Here is a 12159-nt window from a genome sequence, read left to right as displayed (position 1 = left end):
CCAGGATCAAACTCTCCATAATAGAGAACTTAAAAAGCTCATTTTGTTTTGCTGGCATCATCATTAAATGATGTCATAATTGTTTTGCTATCAGATTAACAAGTTAATCTTTCAAGCTATATTTCTTAACGTTTTGCATGTTCAGTTTTCAATGTTCATGTTGTCGTCTTGTTTCAGCGACATTTAATATCTTAACATTTCTGTTTTTCTTTGTCAACAACTTTTTTCAATTTGTTTTTCGTGTGAAATCAGTAGTGAAAATGACAACTTGATAACTATACCACCCTGGTTTTATTTTGACAAGTGCTTTTTTAAAAAAAGTTTCAAACCATTTTACATTCACTCTGTAACACTATATATAGAAGAATAAAAAAGAGACGCTACTATATAGCAGCATCTCTTTTTCATTATTATTAATTAATCTCTATGACGCATAGTTGGGAATAATAGTACATCACGAATAGAAGCGGAATTTGTTAATAACATTACTAAACGGTCAATTCCGATCCCTAGTCCACCTGTTGGTGGCATACCGTATTCTAATGCTTCTAAGAAATCCTCATCCATTTCATGCGCTTCATCATTGCCTGCTTCTTTTTCTACTAACTGTGCTTCAAAGCGTTGACGTTGATCAATTGGATCATTTAACTCGGTAAATGCATTCGCATGCTCACGACGAACGATAAATAACTCAAAACGATCCGTGAAACGACCATCTTCTGGATTTTTCTTTGCAAGTGGTGATACTTCAACTGGATGTCCATAAATAAATGTTGGTTGTACTAATGTTTCCTCTACTTTTTGTTCAAAGAATTCATTTAATACATGTCCCACCTCCATAGAAGGTTTCACTTCTACGCCATGTTCTTTCGCTAATGCATGTGCCTCTTCTTTCGTCATTTGCTTCCAGAAGTCTACACCTGTAGTTTCTTTTACTGCATCCGCCATATGCCAGCGTCTCCAGCCTGGAGCAAGATTAATCTCGTCTTCACCATACATAATAGTGGTAGAACCTAGTACTTCTTGGGCTACATGCGATACTAAATTCTCCGTTAAGTTCATGATATCTTGATAATCTGCATATGCTTCATATAACTCAATCATCGTGAATTCAGGATTATGTCGTGTCGAAACACCTTCGTTACGGAATACGCGTCCAATTTCATATACCTTTTCTAATCCGCCTACTATTAAGCGTTTTAAATGTAACTCAATCGCGATACGCATATATAGTTCCATATCTAAAGCATTATGATGTGTAATGAATGGACGCGCTGCTGCTCCACCTGCAATCGAATGCAATAATGGAGTTTCTACTTCTAAGTATCCTTGTCCGTCAAGGTAACGACGCATCGATTGAATGATACGGCTTCTCGTAATAAACGTTGTTTTGCTTTCGTCACTTGTCATTAAATCTAAGTAACGTTGACGATAACGTTGCTCTACGTCTTTTAGACCATGAAATTTCTCAGGCATTGGACGGAGTGATTTAGTTAGGAATGTGAATTCCATTGCTTTAACTGATAGCTCTCCCACTTGTGTGCGGAAGACGTTTCCTCGTACTCCAACAATATCACCTAAATCAGCTGAGTTGAATAATTCATATGCGTCATCACCAATTGCATCTTTACGCACATAAATTTGAATTTGACCGCCAAAATCTTGGATATGAGCAAAGCCCGCTTTTCCTTTTCCGCGCTTCGTCATAATACGTCCAGCTATGACTACTTCATGTGTTGTTTCTTCTAATTGTTCTTTTGTAAACTCTTCAAATTCTGCGATTACTTGGTTACTCAAATGTGTACGCTCGAATTTTCCGCCAAAAGGATCTAATCCTTTCTCTTGTATTGCAGTCATCTTTTGTCTTCTCACCAAAAGTTGATCATTTAATTCTTCTACATTAGACATGTCGGTCACTCCTCCACTACTTACTATTTCGCAAGTATCTTTTATAACATTGAACTTATTGTACACAATTTCTGTGTTCTATTCATCTTTTTCCTTCATCGTTCGATATTTTCCATTATTCAGATTACCTATCGAAACTTAAAAGAGCCATCACTAAATGTGACAGCCCTTCTTTTTGCTATTAAGCAAGAATAGAATCGACAACGCTATATTCCTCTTTGGAAGCTTCTTCTGCAAAACCACGTAAGTAATCCTTTAGCGCTTGAGCGGTTTCCGTTTGGTTAATCACATTTCTTGCTGTCCCATTACCACGTATACCTTTCAAGTACCAAGCAGCGTGTTTGCGCATTTCCCTAACCGCTATCTTTTCCCCTTTTAAGGCAGTTAAACGATCAAAGTGCAATAAACAAACATCTATTTTTTCTTGTGCAGTTGGTTCTGGCTTTAATACACCTGTTTCTAAATATTCAACTGTACGGTAAATCATCCAAGGGTCTCCTAGCGCTGCACGTCCTATCATTACAGCATCCACGCCCGTTTCATCTAGCATCCGCTTTGCATCCTGAGGTGTATTTACATCCCCGTTTCCAATTACAGGGATATTCACCGAATCTTTCACTTGGCGAATTAAATCCCAATTTGCCTGCCCTTCATACATTTGCACTCGAGTACGGCCATGCACTGCAACTGCCGCTCCACCGGCACGTTCTACGGCACGGGCATTTTCTACCGCATATAGATGTCCTTCATCCCAACCTGTACGCATTTTCACGCTTACTGGTTTTTTTACATTATCTACAACTGCTGAAACCATTTCGTAAATCTTTTCTGGATCGAGTAGCCATCTAGCTCCTGCCTCACACTTGATAATCTTGTTTACAGGGCATCCCATATTAATATCAATGATGTCAGCAGACGTATGTTGGTCTACATATTTCGCGGCGGCAACTAGCGTATCTTTCTCTCCTCCAAAAATTTGAAGGGATAATGGATTTTCACGTTCATCGATATAAAGCATACTTAAGGTTCTTTCGTTTTTCAAAACGATCCCTTTATCGCTAATCATTTCAGCGTAAACTAGTCCTGCACCGAATTCTTTTACCGTTAAACGGAAAGCTGAATTACATATACCCGCCATCGGGGCAAGTACAACACGATTATCCATCACAAAATCACCAATTTGAAATGGTTTTGTTGATGTATTAGTCACTGTTTTTCACCTACCTTTTACTTACCTATTCTTATATTAAAACGAATGCTTCTACTCCCTCGAAAGTTTTCCATACATGGACACCTTCTTGTTGAGTATTGGCAAACTCCATGAAAGAACGATTTGTCCTTGGGTCTCTTACATCTGCGTTTATCTCAACTAATGGTATAAGAACGAAGCCTCTTTCTGTCATCCTTGGATGCGGAATAATGAGATTCTCCGTTTTCATATCCTCCTCATTATACAACAAAATGTCAAGGTCTACGGTTCTTGGACCCCAATGTATCTCCCTCGTACGTCCCAGTTCCGCCTCTATTTCGTTACATTTTTTCAGTAACTCCTGTGGGGTCAATGAAGTCTCAAGCTCCACTACTATATTCAAAAATGCATCCTGGTCCACATAGCCGACTGGATCCGTTTCATACACGGAAGATACTTGGCACACTTTTATACCTTTCACATCTAGCAATGATCGTACGGCTTGCTGAAGGAAAAGTAGGCGATTCCCAATATTTGAGCCTAATGAAATATATGCTTTATTCATAGTGAACCTCTTGTAATATCCACTGCAACCGAAGCATAATGTCCCGCTATCGGTGGATTGGGCTTCACTAGTTGAATGCGACACCCACTAACTTTTGTTTTATAGTCTTCTAAGATACGTGATGCAATTTTCTCTGCAACTGCTTCTATTAATAAAAAAGGTTTGCCTTCTACAATTTCCTTACACAATTCAAAAACTTCCGCATAGTTAACCGTTTCAACTAAGTTATCGGTTTCGCCTGCTTTTTTTAAATCACACGCTAACGTAATCGTTACCCGAAAGATTTGACCAAGCTTTGTTTCTTCTGCTAGCGCGCCATGATATCCATAAAACTCTAAGTCATTTAAATGAATATAATCCATTATAATTAACCCTCGCTTTCCTCGTATTTCTGTTTTCCTGTCAGCACATCCATCATTTTCGTCATTCGCGCGATTTCCTTCACATCGTGCACACGTACCATATGGCAGCCAAGCTGCAAACCATAACAAACAGTTGCTCCTGTACCTTCCATTCGTTCATTAACAGGGAGATTCAACACATTACCGATTAAACGTTTACGAGACGTTGCTAATAACACTGGATATCCCATATCGACTAAATCAGCTAAATGCTGCATCATCCAAATGTTTTGCTCGGTTGTTTTTCCAAATCCAATGCCTGGGTCTAGCCAAATATGTTCGTCTGGAACCCCTGCCGATTTTGCAATTTGGATGCATTCTTCTAAGTCTTGCTTAGCTTCAGACCAGAAATCGTTATATACTTCGTTATCTCGGTTATGCATTAAAATAATCGGAACTCCTAGTTCAGCAGCTACTTCAGCTACTTTTGGATCTCTTTTCGCACCCCAAATATCATTAATAACATGCGCTCCTGCAAGGACTGCCGCCCTAGCAACAGCAGACTTATACGTATCAATGGATATGACTGCATCTACTTCTGCACGAATAGCTTGGATGACCGGAACAACCCTTGCGATTTCCTCTTCATCAGAAATAACCGTATGTCCGGGTCTAGTAGACTCTCCTCCTACGTCAATGATTTTTGCTCCATCCGCAACCATTTGCTTCGCGCGAGCAACTGCTGCCTCTACTTCATTAAACTTTCCACCATCCGAGAAAGAATCTGGAGTGACGTTTAATATACCCATCACAATGGTTTCTTTTTTAAAATCTAATGCAACTCCTCCACCTTCAAAGAGTCCGGTATGATATTGTAAATTCATCTTACTGTCCTTTCCTCCTGAATACACTTTACATATGCTTCATGTAGTGCCGTGTAAACAGGACCTTGATTTCCTAAAAAGGCTTTTCCCTCTATCTCTTTAATAGGGACAATTTCTTGTACCGCATTTGTAATAAAAACCTCATCTGCCGATTCTAATACATCTTTCGTAAACAAGCCTTCTTCCGCTTCAAAATTATGTAAAATCCATTCTCTTGTTATTCCAGCGAGTATTCCTGTTGCAAGTGATGGTGTGTAGATTTTCTTATCTTTGACCCAAAATATATTAGAAGTAACTCCCTCTGCGATATATCCCTCTGCTGTCAAAAAAACACCTTCATGTGTTGCTAATGACTCAACTTCAAATCTCGCTTGTATATTATTTGCGAAATGATGGGATTTATGACGATAAGCACTTTCCGGGGAATTCCGAGTCGTTTTCAACCATATTGCTTTTTTCTCTGTACCTCTTTTTGTAAGATGCAAAGCTTTTCGAAATAAAATCACAGTAGGCTTTTCATAATGCGACGGCTGAAGCCCAATATCATGAACACCTGCCGAGATATTCAATCGAAAGTAGCCATCTTCTCCATTATTTTCTTTTGTTAAAGCACGGGTAGCAGCTAAAACAGTTTCTTTGTCGTATGGCATTGTCATACGATAGTCAGCCAAAGCACGACAAAGGCGCTTCCAATGTTCATCGAATAAAAACACGTGACCATCGTATGTGCGAAATGTTTCAAAGAAGCCTAACCCATATAAAAAACCATGATCATATGCAGAAATAGTTAGTTCATCTCTGGCATATAACTTACCATTCTTCCAAGCATCCATTTATACATGCTCCTTTGTAAGGAAGCAATGCTTTTCGATAAAGTTTCTGATCAGTTTTTTCCCATCTTGTGTCATGATGGACTCCGGATGATATTGCACACCTTCAATCGGAAACTCTTTATGGCGTAAGCCCATAATTTCTCCTTCTTCCGTCCAAGATGTTACTTCCAAACAATTTGGCAATGACTCTTTTTCCACGAGAAGAGAATGGTATCTTGTTGCATGAAAAGGATTAGGCATGTGTTCATTAACCCCTTTGCCATCATGAAAAACAAGAGAGGTTTTCCCATGCATCAATCTATTAGCGCGAATCACTTTCCCCCCAAATGCTTGTCCGATCGATTGATGTCCTAAACAAACGCCAAAGATGGGGATTTTGCCTGCAAAATGGGGAATGACCTTCAAGCTTATGCCCGCTTCGTTCGGCGTACAAGGTCCTGGTGAGACAACAATGACTTGGGGTGCTAATTGTTCGATATCATTAATCGTTAATTCATCATTCCGAACAACCTTTACTTCCACCCCTATTTCCCCAATATATTGAACGAGATTGTATGTAAAGGAATCGTAGTTATCAATCATTAAAATCATTTGCCTTCTCCCTCCGCCATCGCCTTCGCTTGCCAAACTGCTTTTGCTTTATTTAATGACTCTACATATTCAGCACTCGGTATCGAATCAATAACAACACCAGCCCCAGCTTGAATATATGCCATCCCACCTTGAATAAATGCAGTGCGAATCACAATATTGAACTCTAAATCACCTGAAAATCCTAACCAACCAATAGATCCTGTATAGATCCCTCTTCGAACTGGTTCCAACTCTTCGATAATTTCCATTGTACGAATTTTAGGAGCACCTGTAATTGTTCCACCAGGAAACATTGCGCGCACAATTTCTGTATTTGAAACACCTTCACGTAATGTCCCTTTTACATTGGAAACAATATGCATCACATGAGAATATCGTTCAATTACCATGAACTCATCTACTTCGACCGTTCCATATGTAGATACTTTTCCTAAATCATTTCGCTCTAAGTCTACGAGCATTACATGTTCTGCACGCTCTTTTTCATGGTCAATTAGTTCATTAGCTAAAGCAATATCTTCCGCATCATTTTTACCACGTGGTCTCGTCCCTGCAATTGGACGAGTGGATAATTCTGTACCTTTTTTCTTCACTAATAACTCTGGGGATCCTGATACAACAGCAAATTCAGGCGAATGAATAAATGCCATATAAGGAGATGGATTAAAAGCTCGCAATGCTTCGTACATAGCAATTGGTTCTGCCTTCAGCTCTTTTGATTGGCGAACGGATAAATTCACTTGAAAAACGTCACCTTGCGCTATATATTTCTGTACTTTTCGGACGGCACTTTCAAATCCAGAAGCAACTAAAGATACATGTAACTTTGAATGATCTTCCGCTACTTCATCCGCTGCTCCCGAGCGAAAAATTCTCAATGCAAGACCCATTTCGGCAGCCGCTCTATATTGTTCTTCTAATTTCACCAAATCTACCACACTCGTAGATAGCTTCATCAGTGTAACAACTTCCCTTTCAACGTCTAATACCGCCCAAACGTCAAATAAATAAAAGTAAATATCTGGAACATACAAATCATCGGAAGCTATTGTAGGCAGCACTTCTATTTTTCTCGCATAATCATAGCTAATAAAACCAGCAGCTCCACCTTGAAAATCCGGCAAATTTTCTTGAAAAGGCAATTTGTAAGAAGAAACTAGCTTTTCTAACTCCGCAAGCGCTTCTCCATCGCGTTCTTCTACCTTTCCATCTCTCCACTCAATATGTAATCCAGTTTCCGTAGACCTAGTCACAGCTAGCGGATTCCAAGCCGCGACGGATAAATGACCTCCACGTCCACTTTCAAAAAATAAATGATGGGACTCATCTTTTGTGATTTCTTTATATCCATAAAAAAACGCAGTCTTTGATAGTTGAAATGCATGCGTTTGAAGTTGTAATTCCACTTTTCAAATCCCCCTATAAACGGTTTGCCTTCATCTTAACTTGAAACTACTCCTTTTCGCCACAAAAAAAGAGAGAAAGCAATAATTGCCTCCTCTCCACTTTCATTTATTAATCTTCGAATTGGTATAACGGAGTACTTAAATAACGTTCACCGTTATCAGGAATAATTGCGACTACTTTTTTCCCTTTACCAAGTTCTTTTGCAAGTTGAAGCGCCGCGTAAATAGCAGCTCCTGCAGAAACTCCACCTAAAATACCTTCTGACTTTGCAACTTCGCGAGATGTTTCGTATGCATCCTCATTGGATACTTGCGTAATGGAATCGTATAACTCTGTATCCAATACTTTTGGAACAAAGCCAGCTCCAATTCCTTGGATTTTATGTGGACCCGGTTTACCACCAGATAATACGTTTGAATCTTTTGGTTCTACTGCAACGACTTGAATATCAGGGAATTTTTCTTTTAATACTCCACCAGCACCAGTGATCGTTCCACCAGTTCCTATTCCTGAAACAAATCCGTGTAATTCGTCAAATGCTTCTGCAATTTCAGGTCCAGTAGTTAAACGGTGAATTTCTGGATTTGCCTCATTATTGAATTGTTGTGGCATAAACCAACCATTTTCATTTGCCAACTCTTCCGATTTAGCAATTGCACCTTTCATACCATCTGCTCCAGGTGTTAATACTAGTTCTGCACCATATGCACGAAGTAGATTTCTACGCTCTAAGCTCATTGTGTCTGGCATTACTAATACTGCTTTATATCCTTTTGCAGCAGCGATCATCGCTAGTCCTATTCCTGTGTTACCACTAGTTGGTTCAATAATTGTGCTACCCTCTTTTAATTTCCCAGCTTTTTCTGCCGCTTCAATCATGGCAAACGCAATACGGTCTTTTACACTACTGCCGGGATTGAAGTATTCTAGTTTTACATAAACTTCTGCATCTTCCGGATTTGTAACTCTGTTTAGTTTTACGATCGGTGTTTTTCCAATTAAATCTAATACGGATTGTGCTAACTTCGTCATAGTTCCACTCCTAATCCCTACTTAGTTAATAGGTTTTATTTTCTTAATCATACCAATGTTAGAGATGCATTGTCAATAATGGTAGAGAAATAAAAAAGCACACTCCTTAGAGTATGCTTTTTTATTTCTCGCTATAAAACCAATCAGCATCAAATTCTTCCCAAAATGCTTCTTGTGTGACTGATTGTGGCAATTGATCTAGTGCAAGTTCTCTACGTATATGATTTTTTACATCAGAAAATGAAAAAGACTGTCCCTTGAATACACTATTTACTTGCACAACTGCAAAACGACCATCTTTTAACGGAATAACATCGCTCCATTTACCCACATCTATTTTCGGTAGAGCTTTCCCCAATGCTTCGTCTATTGTTTCGGCGCCTTCCACAACGTAGCCGATATCCCCACCTAAACTAGCAGAGCTTACATCAGAAGAGCGTTCTCTTGCTAATCCTTCAAAGGAAGAACCATTTTTAAGTTCCTTCCATACTTCTTTCGCTTCAGCTTCTGTTGAACTATAAATAACACTTGTACGATAAGAAGTTGGTATATTATATAAGTTTTTATTGTTCTCATAAAATGCTTTAATGTCAGCATCCTTAATAACAATATCTTTCGCTAGTACTTTTTCTAATATTAACCTCGCACGAACCTTTTTACGCATCACCTCTTCATCGAATGATTGAAATGATGTGTCGCCCCCTTCTTGAGTTGAACGAATAAGTGCAAGCTCTAAGTCTATTTCTGCATCGCTTACTTTAATATTGTTTTTTTCAGCTGCCGCTTCCATGACTTCTGTATTTACCATATCTAATAAAACTTCTTTTCCATACATCGATTCCATTTCAGCCATCCACTGATTTTTCGTAATAGCTTTCCCATTCACGGAAGCGACTTCTTCTTCTGTCTCACTAGTAGTCTTGTCATTCGGTATTAACCAGGCGATGAACCACATTAGATTACCGAGTAGTAAGATGCCGAGCACAAGAAGTACTGGTTTCGTTTTTAAACGTCGTTTCGGTTGGAAATCTTCGTTATTACGCGTTGATTTCATCGATAAACGACTCCAATTCGTCTACTGAGTAATTATATTTTTCCATACAGAAATGACAATGTGCTTCTGCGCCTCCGTCTTCAGCAATCATTTCCCGAATTTCGCTTTCACCTAAGCTAATAATTGCACTTCCAAATCTTTCTTTAGAGCAATTACACTCAAATGAAACTGGCATAGTACTTAAAATTTGTACATTTTCTTTCCCTAAAATCTCAAATAGTAATTCCTCAGGAGTTAATCCTTTTTCAATTAGCTTGGATACTGGCTCCATTTTGTTTAAATGCTCTTCAATAATAGTAATTGTTTCATCGTCCGTACCTGGCATTAATTGAATAATAAATCCACCTGCAGCTAAAATCGTGTTATCTGGGTTAACTAAAACGCCCAGTCCAACAGAAGAAGGCACTTGTTCTGATACAGCAAAATAATAAGTAAAATCTTCTGCGACTTCACCAGAAGTAATGGGTACTTGCCCTGTAAAGAAATCTCTCATACCTAAATCTTTAACTGTTGTGAGTGTACCTTCCGTTCCTACTGCACGACGAACATCTAATTTTCCTTTTTCATTCAAGTCAAAATGTGTTTGTGGGTTCGTAACATATCCTCGTACTTCCCCTTTTGCATTACTATCAATAATCATAGGACCAATTGGACCATTTCCCTCTACTTTGACGGTAAGCTTGTCTTCTCCTTTTAACATTGCACCCATCATTACAGTAGCGGTCATCGATCTTCCAAGAGCTGCTGAAGCTGTTGGCCATGTTTCATGACGACGTTGAGCTTCTCCCACTGTGTCTGTTGTCCGAACAGCAAATGCACGAACACTTCCTTCAAAAGCTAATGCTCTTACTAAATAATCATTCATTTATCTCATACCTCTTTCGTCTATATTTCGTTGATATATTAAATACAATCCTTTTAACGTTAGGAAAGGATCGATAACGTCCATTACGGTTGTTTCCTCACCGATCAAGGAAGCCATGCCACCTGTCGCGATAACTTTAGGGGCTTTTTTCGATACTTTTTTCATGCGATTCACTACACCCTCGACTTGTCCTACGTAACCATACACAATACCTGCTTGCATAGCTGATACAGTATTTTTCCCAATAATGTGTTCCGGTCTTGTTAGTTCAATTCGTGGAAGCTTACTCGCTTTTGTAAACAACGCTTCTGTTGATATACCGATACCTGGCGCAATTGCCCCACCCATATAGTCTCCTTTTTCGTTGACATAACAATAGGTTGTTGCAGTTCCAAAGTCTACAATAATAAGTGGGACGCCATATTCATGTATGGCTGCAACCGCATTTACAATTCGATCTGCTCCCACTTCTCGAGGATTTTCATATTTAATATTTAAGCCCGTTTTAACACCGGGACCTACTATCAATGGTTTTATACCAAAGTACTTTTTGCACATCGCCTCTAAGGAAAACATAATCGGTGGGACTACAGAAGAAATGATAATTCCTTCTATTTGCTCAAAAGCAATATTTGCATGTGAAAATAGCGCCTTCACCTGCATCCCATATTCGTCTTCAGTTTTCAAACGATCCGTTTCCATTCGCCAATGATGGATTAATGCATCATTTTCATATACCCCTAAAACAATGTTTGTATTTCCTGTATCTAACACAAGTATCATCTGACTTGTCCCAACTCTCTAGTAAGTTTTCCAAAATATCATACCATATATGGCAGCTAGAACAAAAGCACAGGAGCCTGGCCAATCCCGACAAATAAAGGAGATGTGGGATGGTATACTGCGCATTATAGGGAAACTGCGCGGTAAAGCTTTATTAGGTGTCCGCCGTGATTTTCACTCCAGTCGGGCGCTTTCGGTGGGGGGAGCGATGAGCTATCCCCTCCGCTATGGGCGTCGTTGGGATGTCTCATTAGCCCACTAGAGGAACAAAGGCTAAGAACGCCACATCGTGTGGCAACGCCTTTGAAACCAACATCCTGTTGGCCTCGCCGCCTGTAGCGAAAATCAATAATACCTGCTTGTTTATTCAGTATCGGCTTGCTAAAAACCAACTATTAAACAATTTCTCAACTGGGTAAATCCAATAAATGGTAGATTTCGACAATATACACTTTGTCTGCGATAAACTAGCCCCTGAACACGACAAAGCCAACAAAATCGATGCTTTTTGTAAAGTCCCCAATAATGCGCCATTATTATCGGCGTCTCACTCCAAGTTAACTTGTTTTATGAAAAATTGGTTGCTCTCAGGGATAATTTGGTTGCTGTAAGACTGCAACTAGTTGCTCTTAACATTCGTTTGGTTGCTCTCAGACTACAACTGGTTGCTTTCAACAGATTTTGATTGCCCTTAGCCATTTTTT

At 39.2% G+C, this 12159-nt stretch carries 12 protein-coding genes; all 12 read right to left on the bottom strand.

Going from position 1 to position 12159, the window contains the following annotated elements; all coding sequences use genetic code 11:
• Positions 1-417: 417 nt before the first annotated feature.
• Entirely contained in the window at positions 418-1908 is a 1491-nt protein-coding gene (gene lysS / locus ACIP9W_RS21720) for a lysine--tRNA ligase (protein WP_400793254.1), read from the bottom strand.
• Positions 1909-2089: 181 nt separating this feature from the next.
• Complete coding sequence (dusB, locus tag ACIP9W_RS21715; RefSeq protein ID WP_400793253.1) at positions 2090-3118, bottom strand: tRNA dihydrouridine synthase DusB; 1029 nt, start codon at positions 3116-3118, stop codon at positions 2090-2092.
• A 31-nt stretch (positions 3119-3149) separates the two neighbouring features.
• Entirely contained in the window at positions 3150-3662 is a 513-nt protein-coding gene (gene folK, locus ACIP9W_RS21710) for a 2-amino-4-hydroxy-6-hydroxymethyldihydropteridine diphosphokinase (protein WP_400793251.1), read from the bottom strand.
• Positions 3659-4024 carry a dihydroneopterin aldolase gene (gene folB, locus ACIP9W_RS21705; RefSeq protein ID WP_400793249.1) on the bottom strand — a complete coding sequence of 122 codons (366 nt, stop codon included), beginning with the start codon at positions 4022-4024 and terminating at the stop codon, positions 3659-3661. The genes folK and folB overlap by 4 nt, the downstream gene beginning before the upstream one ends.
• A gap of 5 nt (positions 4025-4029) precedes the next feature.
• Positions 4030-4887 carry a dihydropteroate synthase gene (gene folP, locus ACIP9W_RS21700; protein WP_282240969.1) on the bottom strand — a complete coding sequence of 286 codons (858 nt, stop codon included), beginning with the start codon at positions 4885-4887 and terminating at the stop codon, positions 4030-4032.
• Complete coding sequence (gene pabC, locus ACIP9W_RS21695; RefSeq protein WP_400793248.1) at positions 4884-5720, bottom strand: aminodeoxychorismate lyase; 837 nt, start codon at positions 5718-5720, stop codon at positions 4884-4886. Before pabC ends, folP begins: the two co-directional genes overlap by 4 nt.
• Entirely contained in the window at positions 5721-6311 is a 591-nt protein-coding gene (gene pabA / locus ACIP9W_RS21690; RefSeq protein WP_400793247.1) for an aminodeoxychorismate/anthranilate synthase component II, read from the bottom strand.
• The gene (locus ACIP9W_RS21685) at positions 6308-7720 is read right to left on the bottom strand and encodes an anthranilate synthase component I family protein (RefSeq protein ID WP_400793246.1); all 1413 of its coding nucleotides are present in this window, start codon (positions 7718-7720) and stop codon (positions 6308-6310) included. Before ACIP9W_RS21685 ends, pabA begins: the two co-directional genes overlap by 4 nt.
• A 109-nt stretch (positions 7721-7829) precedes the next feature.
• Positions 7830-8753, bottom strand: coding sequence for a cysteine synthase A (cysK, locus tag ACIP9W_RS21680; RefSeq protein WP_400793245.1), 924 nt, complete (start codon positions 8751-8753; stop codon positions 7830-7832).
• A gap of 121 nt (positions 8754-8874) precedes the next feature.
• Positions 8875-9807, bottom strand: coding sequence for a peptidyl-prolyl cis-trans isomerase (locus ACIP9W_RS21675; RefSeq protein ID WP_400793244.1), 933 nt, complete (start codon positions 9805-9807; stop codon positions 8875-8877).
• Positions 9791-10672: an Hsp33 family molecular chaperone HslO gene (gene hslO, locus ACIP9W_RS21670; protein WP_400793243.1), complete on the bottom strand. Its 882-nt coding sequence runs from the start codon at positions 10670-10672 to the stop codon at positions 9791-9793. The genes ACIP9W_RS21675 and hslO overlap by 17 nt, the downstream gene beginning before the upstream one ends.
• Entirely contained in the window at positions 10673-11455 is a 783-nt protein-coding gene (locus ACIP9W_RS21665) for a type III pantothenate kinase (RefSeq protein ID WP_282240963.1), read from the bottom strand.
• Positions 11456-12159: the final 704 nt, after the last annotated feature.

Source organism: Psychrobacillus sp. NPDC093180 (assembly GCF_044754065.1).
Lineage (GTDB): Bacteria > Bacillota > Bacilli > Bacillales_A > Planococcaceae > Psychrobacillus.
Note: the sequence above shows the minus strand (reverse complement) of the source record. Positions and strands in the feature narration are given on the sequence as shown.